The following is a 14,021-nucleotide window of genomic DNA, read 5'->3' on the forward strand; positions in this document are numbered from 1 at the left end:
GCCGCTCCTCCTCATGCACCACCGCCACCGCGTCCGGCGCACGGCGAACCTGTGCCTCGAACAGCTCGTGGATGCACATGTCCGACGGATAGGCCGATGCCGTCCGGTTCAGCTCCTCCAGCAGATACGCACGCTCAGCGGATGACAAGAGTTCAATCCGCCCCACCGGCTGCCGCGGATCTGCCTTCACAGCACATAGCAAATTTTGCAAATGCTGGGTCATACGGTCGATATGCTTGGGCTCCAAGCGACTTGCATCAAAGTGCCATCGAAAGCTCCCATCTAGAGCGCAAACCTCAAATGTTGACGCCTCACCGGGCAGGGCTGCCTCAGAAGTCGGGCTCGAAGCTAGGTCACCAGTGGCAGACTCGCCACTTACAGTAAGCATAACGCCAACGGGCCAGGGCCGGCGCAATCGTAACGCCTCCATACCGAGCAACCTTGGGCAGCGCGCAATAAGATCTCGCGCGAAGCTATCCTGCTCCTTCAGCTGAGCGAATTCGGCCGCCACCACCGTGCGCGCCTCTGCAAAATCATTGTCGAGATCGATGGTAATTGCCATCGGCACAACAGAAGCGACAAGCACCTCGAGCGCTTTCAAGCCCGCTCGCGATCCACTCGGCGCGGGAGTCCATCCCAATTGAAGCTCTGATTCTCCCGTGATGCGGGCTAGGTAGATCAGCCAAGCCGTTAGCAAGAATTCCGTGCGATTACTGGGAGACAGCTCAGCCAAAGCACCTGGAATTCGCCATGAACTCAACTGCCATTGAGGTGCAGCCAAAGCTACTGAAGACGACAAAAAGGAAAGCTGGGATGTTTTGAACTGTTCAAGCCGCCGTCGCCAAAAACTCTCACGAGGCGCCAACATTTCATGCGCAACCGTTATGCTCCGCGCCTCGTCATCGCTCAGAATCGGGAGGCGGTCGCCTACATGGGAATCAGAACGCCTCGCGAGTGCCCGCGCATCCAGAGCCTTACCATCCAAGCTGCTAAGCCAAACATCAACATCCTCTGTCCCTGTCGCCACACGCCAGTGACTGGGGTGGATCTCAACTAAAGACCCCGCAGCAAAGCCCGAGCGCCGAGCCGTCACCTCCAAGCGCCTGACGACGACAACGTCATCGCCTAAGAGAGCCTTGGACAACCCCAATGGATTGGTATGATACGGGCCAAAGTCTAAGGCGCGCGTCATCGCTTCCAGATCTTGTGCGGATCGATCCCATCGCAGACAGCCCGCAGCATCTGGGCGTCGACCTTTCGAGAAAAAGCTTCGGTCCGCTAGCGCTTGCGGACGAGCACTAAGCTCTCCATTTGTTAAGCCAGTTAGAAGCTCGCGGAAGCCATCGATAGCAGCCTCATAACATTTGAGATTCAGCGTCAGCGCAGTATCGCTCGTCGCAATCAACACTTGGCGTTGGACGACCAGCTCACCAGTACCAACACCGTGATCGATACGATGCCACGTGATGCCATGTTCGGTCTCTCGGGCAAGAAGCGCCCAAGACGTCGCATGAGTTCCGGCATATCGCGGCAACGGACCGTCGTGGTAATTGAAAGCGCCTCTACGCGCTTTCCCAAACACATCTGCAGGCAATATGAACGGATTGGCAACGGAAAATATCCACTCGACTGGCTCGGCGTTGAGCAGCGCAGATAGCTCTTCAATGCTCGTCACACACAAGATATCGGCGAGAGCGGCCCAATCGCGGAATATGGCGTCGGCACACAGCGCCGCCCGCATCACGTGGCCCATCTCCATCACTAGCTGAGCACATCTAATAGCTAGCGTACCACCACCAACAAAGATGCAAGAGCCAACCGGTGTAGCAAGTTTCATCTGAACTCTTAGACAGGGGTTACGATGAAGGCCGTAACGGATCACCCCGCATTTCAAGCAATCGGCATACCAGTGACGTACTGCGAGCGTTTCCTGAAGAAACAACGCGCGCCTCGCTCGGAATGCCGCCGTCGGACTTAGGACATCGACGTCCTGAACCAGACACAGCTCAGCACAACAATACGGACGTCATTGGCGACGATCACCGCATGTGCGTCCGCAAAGTCGTCGGAAGCTCTGCAACAGCCGCCGTCATCACCGCGCATACAGCAGAATCTCCTTGGCGCTCACGTTAAGTAACGGACGCGCCAATGACCTTCCGCGAGCTCATTCTGAAGAAAACAATTCGCTTCTCGCCGGTTGCCGTCATGCCGTCGGGCTTGGGACATTAACGCCTTGAACCGAACAGAGCTCAACACAACAGCACGCGCCGTCAACAGCGACGACCACTCAAGATCGGGCGCCCGCCCCTTGCCCGAATTGCCTTTGCGAGCCAAAATGCTCGCCGCTGCTTTCTTCAGGTGGTCTGCTCGTCGAGTGAGAGAGGGTCCTGCGGCAGGGATTCCGCTCGATGTTGCAAAGTTCGCCACGCATCGCGTTTTCGCAGATTGGCCGGGGCTCGGCACTAAGTAGCGTTTTCGCTTAATGCCCGCTGACGTCTGTGGCACGGCCCTTGCTCGTGAGGCGACGAAAGCGACGAAGAACGGGTCCACGGCGAATGTCGCAACCACAACTGACTCCTGATCTCTCACATCGGCGCATGCTGTTGGCCCTTGGGTGCAGCGGCTTGGATGTGACTTGCGTGATCGAGGCACTCAGTCGAGACTGTGTCATTTTGATTCGTAATGTCTCACCGAGCGAGGCGGACGGCCTCGTACATCAAATTGCCGGTGAACTGGGATTGCAAAAAAAGCTAGAGCTGGAGGCCGGCTTTTCCGATTTTCTTGGTCACCGACGGCGGATCACCAAATACTTCATGAGCGTTAATTCCCGAGATGATTATCAGTTTGTCACCCCGCATTCCGAAGGAGATAGAATATCTAATATGCAGTTGTCGTGCTTTTATTGTTTCGAGAATAGTAAAGACGGAGGAGAAACAATTCTATTGAACATCGACGACACAAGTGAGGCATGGGGACTTTTACGAGAAAAAACGACAAAAATATTACCTGGATCAAAATCATTGTCTCGGGGCATGATCACTCGTGCAAAAGCACTTTATCGTCTGAGCTCGCCGGATGATTATTTGGTACCCGATGACCAAATAGTAGCCGAGGTGAAATCCGAGATCCCGGGCCTTTTGCTGGCGATTGTTATGGCAAGGCCGAAAAGAAGCTTTTCCCTTCTCCTAGGGCGCGATGTGAATGTCCTTTGGGATAACATTGGTAGTGTTGACCAAAGCTGTCTTCACTTTTTCGTTCGGATGTTGCAGGAGCGCGAACTTCTCAAGTTCCCGCCGGACGGTTTTGAGTTGCACCAACTGGACCCCGTTAATGCAGGACGGAGCTGGTGTTCAGGCGCTGATTACGAGAAACTTTTTTGTGACGAGATTATTCTCAAGCTAAAACCAGGGGACCTTGTTATTCTGAACAACCTAACTTGGGCGCATGCGGTGAACAATTGGACATCGGCACCGGGCACTCGAAGGATAGCCGTGGCATTGGCCTAGCGTAGCAGAGCATGTCCTTGCCGCTGTCGAGTATCGGCTGTCACTCTCGGCGACCTCCGGCACTCGCACGGCGGCGATCTCTCACATCCGAACGTTTCTCCGCTTTCTGCATTGGGGTGGCCACCACGAGCAGGATCTGGCTCCCGTCGTTCCAAGAACGCCATATTGGCGACGGGCCCATTTACCGCCCCGGCTTTCGTGGGATAATGTTCGCCGCGCCATCGATGCGATCGGCAAGGCGACGCCGATCGACCTTCGCGATCGAGCTGTCCTGTTGTTGCTCGCCACCACAGGCATTCGCAACGGCGAGCTACGCGCTCTTCAGCTCCGGGATATCGACTGGCGAACTGGCGAGGTTTTTGTCCGGCGCACCAAGGGCAAACGTGACCGGGTGGCCCCGCTCATCGAGGAGACCGGCGCCGCGCTCGCCGACTACATCCTGCGGGCTCGACCGAAGGTCGATAGTCAGCATCTGTTCCTGTCCTTCACGCCGCCCATGGGACCATTCAAGTACGCGTCGTCTGTTTCGAGGATCGTGCGGAAGCGATTGCAGCATGGTGGGATCGAGCTCGGTCGCGTCGGAGGCGCACATCTCCTGCGCCACAGTCTAGCCACCCAGCTCGTGGGGCGACGAAGGCCGATCAACGAGGTCGCCGATCTTCTAGTGCACCGAAGCATCAACACAACGGCGCTGTACGTGAAGGTCGCGGCCTCGCAGCTCGCTGAGGTCGCGCTCCCCTTTCCGGGAGGCGCCGCATGACCGCCTTCGCCGCATTCCTCGGCGACAAGGTCGAGCGCTACATCGAGCTGCGCCGCTCCCTCGGCTACGCCTTCAACAAGCAAGCCGGCACGCTGCGGGCTTTCGTTCGCTACGTCGAGCGATCTCGGCTGGGTGCGCCCGCCACCCGGACGATGGCGCTGGACTTCGTCCTGTCGTTCGGTGGCGCCGCCGACAGCCGCGCGGTCCGTCACGGCGTGCTCCGCCGATTCTACGAGTACCTGGTCGTCTACGCCCCCCAGACCGAGGTCTTGGAGCGCAAAGCTTTCCCGCGGTCCAGGGCGATTCCGCCGCCGCGCATCCTAAGTGAGGCTGAACTGACGTCGCTTATCGACGCATGCAGCTTCATTTCGCCAGGGAACCCTCTCAGGGGCCGCACGATGGCGACGCTAATCGGATTGTTGGCCAGCACGGGGTTACGATCGGGCGAAGTGGTCAAGGCTGAGCGCGCCTACCTCGACGGAGGCGCGGCATGAGCGAACACCTCCTGCTGGCGCCGCTCCTGGAGTCGTACTTTCGTCGCCGGTTGACCAAGCAGCGCAACGCGACCTTGGCCAGCTATCGCGATGCCTTGCGCATGCTGATCCTCTTTGCCGCCGCCCATTTGAGGAAGAAGCCGGCGGCGCTGGCCCTTGAGGATCTCGATCGGGACCTTGTTCTCGCCTTTCTTGACGAGCTCGAGGAGAAGCGGAACAACTCCGTCGCAACGCGCAACGCCCGACTAGCCGCGATCCGATCCTTCTTCCATCACGTCGCTGCCGCCGATCCCGCCTCGTTCGGCGTCACCCAACGGGTTCTAACGATCCCCACCAAACGGGCCCACATCGAGGTGACGCATCACCTCACCAACGCCGAGGTGGAGGCCATCATCGCAGCCCCTGATCAGACGATGCCCCGCGGCCGGCGAGATCGGGCCTTTCTGCTCTTCTTGGCGAGAACCGGCGCACGCGTGTCCGAAGCGACCGGCGTCAACGCGAACGACCTTGAGTTGGAGCGAGGACGCCCGCAGGTGCTGCTTCACGGCAAGGGACGCCGAGATCGCGTCGTTCCCATTCCTAAGATCTGGTGCGATCGCTGACGGACCTATTGAGCGAACGCGGCCTCGCCAATCATGAACCGCGGCCGATCTTCGTCGGGGTCCACAACGAGCGCCTGACGCGTTTCGGCGCGACACACATCGTGCGGCGTGCCACCTCCCAGGCCGGGTCCACGAGGCCAAGCTTGGAGGGCAAGCCGATATCGCCGCACATCTTCCGGCATTCCCTCGCCATGAAGCTTCTCCGGTCAGGCGTGGACCTCCTGACGATCCAGGCTTGGCTTGGCCATGCTCAGGTCGCCACAACCCACCGATACGCCGCTGCGGATGTCGAGATGATGCGCCGGGGACTCGAGAAGGCGGGCGTCTCAGGCGACCGCAGCGCGCGCTTCCGGCCGAACGACACCATCCTGCAGCTGCTGGCCAACATCTAATTATTATGTGGCGGAGGAATCCAGCCGTGGCCGGCCCTGGCTGGCATTAGGGCGCCTCCGCCACATAATCTCGTCCGACACATAAGAACGGATCTGAGCCCCGCATCGCACAAGCGCAACAAGGCCATCGATACCCTTGCGGAAGTCGACCGGATGGCTGGCCAGGAACACCTTCACACCAGAGGGGATCATGCCGAACGGACCGCGCGGATCACCCGCTGCAAGTGCGCCTCGTCGACATCCACGCCGGCGCGCACGACCACCTCGCCAATGGCAATCTCGATCACTGCGCCTGGCACAGAAGCCACCACACCCTCGCAACTCGAGGGCCGCGAGCGATAATGCCGCTCGGCCCGAGCATCACGGCGCCAGGCGAACAGCTGCGACGGGTGAATGCCGATCCGGCGGGCGATCGCCGATACGCTCGCGCGAGGCTCCAGCGCCTCTGTCACAACTTGCGCTTTGAACTCGTCCGACCAGCGTCGGCGAAGCTGACGCGGCGCTCCCTCAAGACGGTCGGCGACCGCTTCGATCATATGGAAGGTTCTAGTTCCAGAACTAGGCGCAGACATAGAATCTCACATCGGCTGACAAACTCAGCAGCCGATAGCCGATCGCTCATCCACTCCGCCAGACGGGGTCTCTTTGCCGCTTACCAATCATCAACAGCACAGTGATATTCAATCACAAATTGATCGCCTTCCGCTCCAACCGCGCGATTGTCCCCGCCAAGCTAGCGAGTAGTTGAAGCATGCTCCAACTGCGTGAGCGAGGAAAAGCGCGCGGCGGCCTCGCTCCCGCGAGAGCAAGACTGCACAGTGGGCAAAATCCGCGATTTGGGCAAAACTGCGCAGCAAATTGCGTGTGACTACGGATGCGTGAGAAAACGTGCAGCTTTCATGCTAAGCTGAGACGCGATCAAACTGCACTGTAACATCTTGCTCGCTGCCGAGCGTCGTCCTCTTCACCAGAATATCGGGTGATCGTTGCCCCACCTTCTCCGCGCAGATCGCTAGCAGATATTCTTGTGCCGGACGAAGTTGCCAAAACTGCCATCTTGCCGGGTCATCGGACAAGTCTGGAGCGATTTGCAGTTCAACCAGGCCGTCCCGTTCGAGCCGAACGTCGACCTTCCGCAGGGGGAGAGACACGCCCATTCCGCGAGCTTTGATATAGGATTCTTTGAAGGTCCAATGTTGGAAGAAGCGATCAAGCTGCTGCTCCGGCGGCAGTCGGCCGCACTCTGCAAGTTCAGCCGCCGTGAACACTTGTCTCGCCACATCAAGCGGGCTTTCGCGAACGAAAATGTTTTCGACGTCAATTCCTATCCCGCGGCTTCTCGCGACGGCGAGCGCGATCAACCCGGCTGTATGGGACACGTTGAAACAGAGACCAGCCACTTCTGTCTTCGTCTCGTCGATCTCTGGGCGTCCGTAGGGGTTGACTGAGAAAGCCCAATCTTTCGGATCAATTGGCTCATATCGAGATAGCACTGTACGAACGAGTGCGCGCGTTTGAAGATATCGCGCTCGATCACGATCAAAGCGAAACCTTCGCTCTTGTTGCCTTTCATCCAGGCTCAGAAGCAATCGGTAAGTCGCCGCTTTCGCGGGATCGATCTGGTCGCTCGCAAGCCACAAGTGAATCTCGTCTCGCGAGAGGCCGATCAGGGAAGAACCAATCATCATCACAGTCAACCGCCGCGCCGAATCCGATGTCAGCGGACAGCAGTTCCTCGCTCAGCAGAGCTATTGGGATTGCTTGTTTTCCACCTGGGCTCGTATTTGATGCATCCTGGGCATGCTTCTACGATGACAGTTTTGTTTCACGACCTCGGGATTGGCATACCACACTGATAAGCCGATGATGAGATCAAGACTGCTCGCGTTCGTCAAAAATCCAAAGAGCGCGGACCGCGCTCGTTTCAGCCAGCAGACAACATCCTCTGTTGACGTGTGACCACGGACACCTCGGGCGCGATCGTCCGCCGGCTTGTATGTGACACGAAAAACGCCACCCGGCGTCAATACCCGTGCCAGATCAATTTGGCTGCGAGTATGCACCTTCGAAAAGACGGTCTTCAAAGAGACTTCTGGCGACCGTCGTCAATGCCAGTGCCTTCAAGTCGAGCCGCGACCTTGCAGCTTGGATCGGACTGGCCCCCAGCAGAATGGGAGCAGAGGAGAAATGGCACCGGCCGGCATCGCGGGGCCGGGATCGACCCCACCGACGTCGCGAAGTGCCGTGCATAGGTTGAGCGCCGAACAGCCATTCGCCGTCGAAGAAGCAACGAACCAGCGGATCATGTGTCCCGACGGGCCTGCCGGTCGATCCGCTTGATCTCGTCGAGCGGGGATCGCGGCCGCGATCTGACCGCGAGTGCCGCTTAGTCCTCGTTGGCGGCGATCAATTCCATCAGCGCAGCGCCAACGCTGACGCTCTGACGGTCGCAGGGTTCTTAGATAGCGATCGAGAGGCGGGATGAACTGTCTCAGCCATGTGTTCTTCCTGTTACCGTCCCCGCTTCATGTACATCCGGGATCGCCGAACGTCAGCTGTCGTGTTGGCGACGTCGTCTAATGAACGCTTCCCGCCAACGGCGACGCCGTGCGGTGATCAAACACGCGCACAGAATGGCCTGTTGATCACCCCGTCGGGGTCTGCACGCGTCGCCACACGCCGAAACCATGCTTACCGAGCGTTGGCGTTTGAGCACGGACGTCGCTTATCTGCCCTGGACCGATTTCAGAGGGCGTGACCATCATCTGTTGCGCCCGACGACCACCTTCGATGAACAACGTGGGAATGGAGGCGGCGGCGTCCAGATTGAAGGCGTATTGTCCTACCTCATCACGAAAAACTTCAGCGTCGGCGTCGGCGGGCGCTATTGGGCGATGTGGACCAAAACGGACAGCCAAACGACATGCACAGGCTGTGGTGGCCCGGGAATGACCGGAACTCAGTTTTCGAAGTTCAGCATGGAGCGCTGGGGTACGTTCTTTCAGGCGTCCTATAGGTTGGATTGAAAAGGCTAGTCAACATCCAGGGCCTGTGAGTGCCATCCTGACGCTTTGGTATTGGAACGGACGCACTGCTTTGGCGCTAACCGCAAATAAGGATATTCTCGTAGCAGATACCCTCAATAAGAGAGGCCGTGCGTACCCCGCGGGAGGGCGAGCTCCAGAAGGACTCGCGAGCCGGTAGGGATTCTACCCGGAGCCCGCCCAGAGACCTAGCTAGCATTACAGTTGCAGTTTTTTTCTTGAGATGGGCTTTGCGCGCGTTGGCCTGATGGGCTCTGCGCCAGGACGACCATGCGAGGATGTGGGCGTGCGGGATGCGCCGCTGGGCAAGCTTCATGGCGATGCGGCGGATTTCCTGGATCGACCAGCGGATCAAAAACGAGGCTTCGGTCGAGTCCGCGGTCGCGCTTTTTTGAGCGACGGCCCGGTGTAGGCCTGATGACGGATGACGGCCATCATGGCGAAGGCAAGCATGACGAGTGAGACATGGCGATGCCAGCCATGCCAGGAGTGGGTTTCGTTGTGATCAAGGCCGAGCTCGTTCTTAGCGGTTTCGAAACTGTCCTCGATGGCCCAGCGATGGCCTTCCACCGACACCAGCTTCTGTATGGACGTACCCTTGGGGCACCATGTGGAGAAAAAGGCCAAGCTGCCGTCGGCGATATTGCGGCGGACCAGAAGACCCCGCGTCCATTCCCCGGCAAGCTCGTCGTTGTATTCACTGACTTCGAGATCGGCCAATTCGAGATAGGCCCAGTCGTGCCAGCGCGGACCTTTGGTCCCTCCGCCGGACGACAGGCGGCGCCAGGCCTTCTTGGGAAGGTTTTGCGCGATCGTGGCGGCAGTGCCGGCGACAGGCTGCTGCTTGCCCCAGGACCTGAACACATGATTGGAAGCAACACCCAGAACATAACCTTTGCCCGCCTTGCGCAGCAGAGTTTCGATCTCTCCGGTGCCATACACGCTGTCCGCCGCCACGAACGAGAACGGCACCTTTGCGACGATCGCGCGAGTGATCATTTGACGCGCGATCTTGGGCTTCGTCGCAAAGCCCACATCGCTCGGTACATGCGCTGCCTTCAGGCGAGCGGGATCGTCCGTCCATTCCTTTGGCAGGTAGAGCGCCCGGTCGATGAAGGCATGGCCATGCCGCGACACATAGCAGCCGAACACTCCGATCTGGCAATTGGTGATCTTGCCCGCCGAGCCAGTGTACTGGCGTGCGGCCCCGCACGAGGCCTTGCCCTGTTTCAAAAAGCCGGTCTCATCGATGACCAGGACCGGTTCCGGCGCGCACAGGGATGTCGACACAGCGCACAATGAGTTTTGGAATGTCTCCACACGGTCATCAAAGAAGACGATTTTCCGCGTCTGGCGCAGCGGACAGCGCATTCCTTGTGCTTTCGTCAGTTCGCATATTTTCGGATGCCAAACTCATGCACGTAACCTAACTTCCCCATATCCGAAGTTCTGGAGGACCACTGCTTCGAGGAGGGCCGACCAAATTGATCCTGTGCTTCAAAAAAGACCGCTTTGGGATGGCCGAGATGCGCGGGGTGCAAACTCGTCAAGAAGCGCCGCCTGTTTGACGATGCGTCATCAGAACGGGCTAACGATCCGGCAATGCTCTACGATACGCCAGAGGTCGTCCGGCGCAGTGGCTCGATCCGGTGGAAGCCACCGTCAACCCCGCCGGTGCTGGCACGGATGTTGCTACTAAGGCTCAGCAATACTGAATGACTCCGCAGTGCACAACGCGAGACAAGCAATGCTCCTTCCTGAACCCATGTGCTCCTTTCCTACTAAGAGGAAGATCTTGCTGCTGATGCTATGGAGTCTCGTCGCACTTGGCGTGGCGTCACCGATATTCACCGCGGAGCTCGCGGGCAGCCCATTAGCATCGCCACCGGTCCCGGCCAGATCAGAGATCAGCGCAGCGCAAAATATCGGGCAACCTCAGGCAATCGTTTTGGAGAGTGACATGGTGCTGGGCTTAGAATCGCCAGCTCCTCCGATCAAGGTGGAGAACTGGCTTCGCGGCCAACCCCTCGCGAGCTTCCAGCGAGGGAGAGTGTACATCGTCGAATTTTGGGCAACTTGGTGCGGACCGTGTGCGGCGGCGCTGTTACATCTGGTGCAGCTACAAGAAAAGTACAAAGATAGCGGAGTTGAGGTCCTAGGACTCGCAACTCATGAACGCGCTGGGACAGCGGACGAGGCCCGAAGCAAGTTGGACGCATGGCTAACCAAAAGGGTACCGAATCTCAACTACCGGATTGGTTTCGACTATACAGGCGAAATGAACAAGCTCTGGATGGATCGCAGCTTTTCTGGCGGGATTCCCACCGCATTCGTCGTCGATCGTGATGGCCACATCGTCTTTATCGGTTCTTTGACGCTACTCGACGACATTCTGCCGAAAGTTCTGGACGGCGCGTGGCGCACCAGCGATGAAGCTAAAGCCGCCGATACAAAGCGGATCGCCGAAGGCGAACGCCTCGCCAGAGTTGCGACCGCGCTGAGGGCGGGAGATTGGGCGAAAGCGCTTTCGGCTGTCGAAGAGGCCGTCGCTGTGATGCCGGACGTCCTTGTCTTCCGCGTGCTCCATGCGGATCTGTTGCTTCATAAACTGCGTGACGTGCAATCCGGCTTGCCGGTCATGCGGCAATTTGTTCGGAACGCGATCGACAACAACTCTGAGCTATGGATGGAAGGGGCGCTGCGCCAACTCTTCAATCCGGCGAATGATAACTCGCACTTCCCGCGGGCCGAACGCCTTAAGATGGGCAAGGAGTTGTCCGAACAGATTCTGGTGCTGAATCCTCCGCAACGGGAGGACGGCTTCAAGTACCTGACCTATCCGGCGGTCGCTCAGTATTATTACGAGAGCGGCAACAAGGATCGCGCTATCGAGTTGGTCGAGGCGGCGCTGAAGTCGGTAGATAGTTCTGAGCAGAGCCCGGTTGAACGGAAACAGCAAGAAATCTCGTCGTTGGTCCAGGCCCTGGCCAACTACAAGGGTGAGAAGGCTTGCTACGGCGCTATTTGCGAAACTCCGCAAGACAGTTTTCACAAAGCGTCAAATTGACCTGCCACTGCGGATTTCCTTGAGATGGAGATAGAGTCTGCCCCGCGGAAGGACGGACAAATGAAGCGACGAAGGAAGAGATGGGGTATCCGGTCGCGATCGCCTGACCTATTTGCCGCACGGCACGTTTTGACTGCCGATCATGGGCCAACCCATACGAAGGAGAATAGTCATGATCTAGTTTCGCTGAATTACGCTGCGGTATGTGCGGTGGACGAGACCGGAGAACCCACCCGGGAGGGAGCGATGTTCGCGGACGCGCATCGATTGTGCAGGCCTCGACCATGGGCTGGTCAAGTTGAACGGGTGGGCTTAGAGGCAGGAACCGACGTCAGATTGACTGACCGCAAATCTAATCAACTTGGGGTTGGTTAAGGCGGCACTTTCGGCGTGGTGAAGACACGGAACGACGCCAATCGCAATCCTCCGGCGCACAGTGCAGATCCTCAAGCGGCACCGCGACCTGCATTTTCTGGAAGTGGTTGAGGAAATCGCGCCGATCTCCATCATCATCACCACGTTGGCGGCGCAGTCGTATGAGTATTGCGTCAAGAGCTTCGTGTTCGATTCCGAACTCGATGTTCTGATCGCAACGGTTCGGCTGATGCCGCACGTCATCGATAAGCCGATCGCCAACGGCCGGCGTATCTATGTCGTGGCCAACGAAACTACGGTCGGCGAGAACTTTGCCGAGCGCTGGAATACCGAGCCGGCTCGCGTCGCCGCGTTCTACGAGTGGCATGCGAAGGCGCTGGCAGACTTCGAGGCCCTGCCGGATTTGCAGGGCATCGACGTTATCGGCAAGAGCTTGGAAAGCAGCCTGGGGAGTTCGGTCGTGCGCAAAGTTATGGATGCCCGCACCGAAGACATTTCGCAGACGCGCACGGCCAAGAAGCTCTATGTCGCGCCGACGATCGGACTCACGCTGTCTAGCTCGGCCAATGCTACGCCGGTTCGCTCCAACACGTTCTTCGGGGACTAGGTGTTTTCGCGTAACCGCCCCGATCTGACACCAGCGCAGCAGTTCATGTTTCTGCGCGCCAATCCGATTTGCGCGGGAACCGGTCGGCTGCACGCGACAGGTTTGATCTGGAATTATCGTGACCGGCCGACACCCCTCAGTCGCGAGTACTCCATGCGCATCACATTCCAGCGCGGCGAAACGCCAAGCGTCTTTGTCACGGACCCCGAGCTTTCGGCTTTGGCAGGCGAGCGGCCCGTGCCGCATGTCTATCATGACCCCCTGCGCCTGTGCCTCACATTGCCAGGAACGCGCGAGTGGACTGGCACGGTGCGGATCGATCAGACATTCGTACCTTGGGCAACAACGTGGCTCTACTATTTCGAGGACTGGCTGATCTCTGACGACTGGAAGGGCGGCGGCAAGCACCCCGATCCGACCGATAACGAGCGTTACGGTCGGCGGGTGCGACGCGCTACGCGGTGACTGACAGAAGGATACGCTTGAAATCTTGGTTGCGGGGGCTAGCAATACCGTCCGCCGCAATAGAAACAACCGAACGCCCACATCAAGCTAAGCTCATGAGTCACTTTGACGAACTACCTCGTCGTGACCGAAATCACGAGATCGAGGATGAGGCGATCACGGCCTTCCAGACGCGGCTTATCCGCCAGGAATTCGAGCACGGCTTCGAGGGTATGACCTCAAATCCGGTCTCCCTGGATGAGCTATTGAAGGCCCGCGAGGACTTGATCGCCGAGGTATCTGGAAAGATGCCGAAGGAGCATCGGGAATTTCTGATCGGATTCAAGCTCGGGAAGCCAGATTGGGCTCTGCTGGGTGTCGATGGAGCGGCAGAGCTTCCCGCAGTCCGATGGAAGCAGATCAATCTTGATAAGCTGCGTGCCGCAGATCGCGAAAAGCTTGTGGCTCAGTTGATCGCAGTTCTTAAGTGACTGCATTGTGGTGCATTCGGGTCGTAAGCGGATGGGCATGCAGTAGGGCTGTAGAGTAGGCTCGGTCGCTACAGGATAAAGCAGGAGCCCTCATCGTATAATAGCGTAGAGAACTCTGGTTTGACGATATCGCAACAGAAGTCTAACGCCTTGATTTCATTAGGTCGCTGGAAGACCATAGCATGAACGAGGGGCAGATTTATCTAGGCCATTCCATAGCAAGCCTCAGCGACTTCGGT

General features: G+C 58.3%; 15 protein-coding genes. 11 read left to right on the forward strand and 4 right to left on the reverse strand.

Going from position 1 to position 14,021, the window contains the following annotated elements:
* On the reverse strand, positions 1–1,753 hold a 1,753-nt coding region (locus tag PMN64_RS37410; protein WP_411784379.1), incomplete at its 3' end, for a formyltransferase family protein.
* An 886-nt stretch (positions 1,754–2,639) separates the two neighbouring features.
* Here PMN64_RS37410 and PMN64_RS37415 point away from each other — a divergent pair.
* From PMN64_RS37415 to PMN64_RS37435, 5 genes are all read left to right on the forward strand, one after another.
* Positions 2,640–3,506 (forward strand): hypothetical protein, encoded by an 867-nt coding sequence (locus PMN64_RS37415; protein WP_411784380.1) that lies wholly within the window; start codon positions 2,640–2,642, stop codon positions 3,504–3,506.
* 136 nt (positions 3,507–3,642) lie between these two features.
* Positions 3,643–4,266: a site-specific integrase gene (locus PMN64_RS37420; protein ID WP_411784391.1), complete on the forward strand. Its 624-nt coding sequence runs from the start codon at positions 3,643–3,645 to the stop codon at positions 4,264–4,266.
* Positions 4,263–4,760, forward strand: a complete 498-nt coding sequence (locus PMN64_RS37425; RefSeq protein WP_411784381.1) for a hypothetical protein — start codon at positions 4,263–4,265, stop codon at positions 4,758–4,760. The genes PMN64_RS37420 and PMN64_RS37425 overlap by 4 nt, the downstream gene beginning before the upstream one ends.
* Positions 4,757–5,362, forward strand: coding sequence for a tyrosine-type recombinase/integrase (locus PMN64_RS37430; RefSeq protein ID WP_411784382.1), 606 nt, complete (start codon positions 4,757–4,759; stop codon positions 5,360–5,362). The genes PMN64_RS37425 and PMN64_RS37430 overlap by 4 nt, the downstream gene beginning before the upstream one ends.
* Positions 5,363–5,370: 8 nt before the next feature.
* Complete coding sequence (locus PMN64_RS37435; protein WP_411784383.1) at positions 5,371–5,754, forward strand: tyrosine-type recombinase/integrase; 384 nt, start codon at positions 5,371–5,373, stop codon at positions 5,752–5,754.
* Positions 5,755–5,942: 188 nt separating this feature from the next.
* Here the strand turns inward: PMN64_RS37435 and PMN64_RS37440 are convergent, their stop codons facing one another.
* Positions 5,943–6,290, reverse strand: a complete 348-nt coding sequence (locus PMN64_RS37440; protein ID WP_411784384.1) for a transposase — start codon at positions 6,288–6,290, stop codon at positions 5,943–5,945.
* Between the two features lie 366 nt (positions 6,291–6,656).
* Complete coding sequence (locus PMN64_RS37445) at positions 6,657–7,442, reverse strand: 4'-phosphopantetheinyl transferase family protein (protein ID WP_411784392.1); 786 nt, start codon at positions 7,440–7,442, stop codon at positions 6,657–6,659.
* A 344-nt stretch (positions 7,443–7,786) separates the two neighbouring features.
* Between PMN64_RS37445 and PMN64_RS37450 the strand changes: the two genes are divergently transcribed.
* Both PMN64_RS37450 and PMN64_RS37455 read left to right on the forward strand, forming a co-directional pair.
* Entirely contained in the window at positions 7,787–8,011 is a 225-nt protein-coding gene (locus PMN64_RS37450) for a transposase (protein WP_411784385.1), read from the forward strand.
* Positions 8,012–8,462: 451 nt separating this feature from the next.
* Positions 8,463–8,780, forward strand: coding sequence for a hypothetical protein (locus PMN64_RS37455; RefSeq protein ID WP_411784386.1), 318 nt, complete (start codon positions 8,463–8,465; stop codon positions 8,778–8,780).
* A 369-nt stretch (positions 8,781–9,149) separates the two neighbouring features.
* Here PMN64_RS37455 and PMN64_RS37460 read toward each other — a convergent pair whose 3' ends face one another.
* Positions 9,150–10,169, reverse strand: a complete 1,020-nt coding sequence (locus PMN64_RS37460; RefSeq protein WP_411784387.1) for an IS701 family transposase — start codon at positions 10,167–10,169, stop codon at positions 9,150–9,152.
* Between the two features lie 589 nt (positions 10,170–10,758).
* Here PMN64_RS37460 and PMN64_RS37465 point away from each other — a divergent pair.
* The 4 genes from PMN64_RS37465 to PMN64_RS37480 all read left to right on the forward strand — a co-directional run bounded on the left by PMN64_RS37465 (position 10,759) and on the right by PMN64_RS37480 (position 13,782).
* On the forward strand, positions 10,759–11,865 hold the full coding sequence (locus tag PMN64_RS37465) for a TlpA disulfide reductase family protein (protein WP_411784393.1): 1,107 nt from the start codon (positions 10,759–10,761) through the stop codon (positions 11,863–11,865).
* Positions 11,866–12,301: 436 nt separating this feature from the next.
* Positions 12,302–12,847, forward strand: a complete 546-nt coding sequence (locus tag PMN64_RS37470; RefSeq protein WP_411784388.1) for a hypothetical protein — start codon at positions 12,302–12,304, stop codon at positions 12,845–12,847.
* Positions 12,848–13,312, forward strand: a complete 465-nt coding sequence (locus tag PMN64_RS37475) for a hypothetical protein (protein WP_411784389.1) — start codon at positions 12,848–12,850, stop codon at positions 13,310–13,312. It abuts the gene before it with no gap.
* Positions 13,313–13,407: 95 nt separating this feature from the next.
* Entirely contained in the window at positions 13,408–13,782 is a 375-nt protein-coding gene (locus PMN64_RS37480; protein ID WP_411784390.1) for a hypothetical protein, read from the forward strand.
* The last annotated feature ends 239 nt before the right edge of the window (positions 13,783–14,021 follow it).

Source organism: Bradyrhizobium sp. UFLA01-814 (assembly GCF_046718885.1).
GTDB classification, from domain to species: domain Bacteria; phylum Pseudomonadota; class Alphaproteobacteria; order Rhizobiales; family Xanthobacteraceae; genus Bradyrhizobium; species Bradyrhizobium elkanii.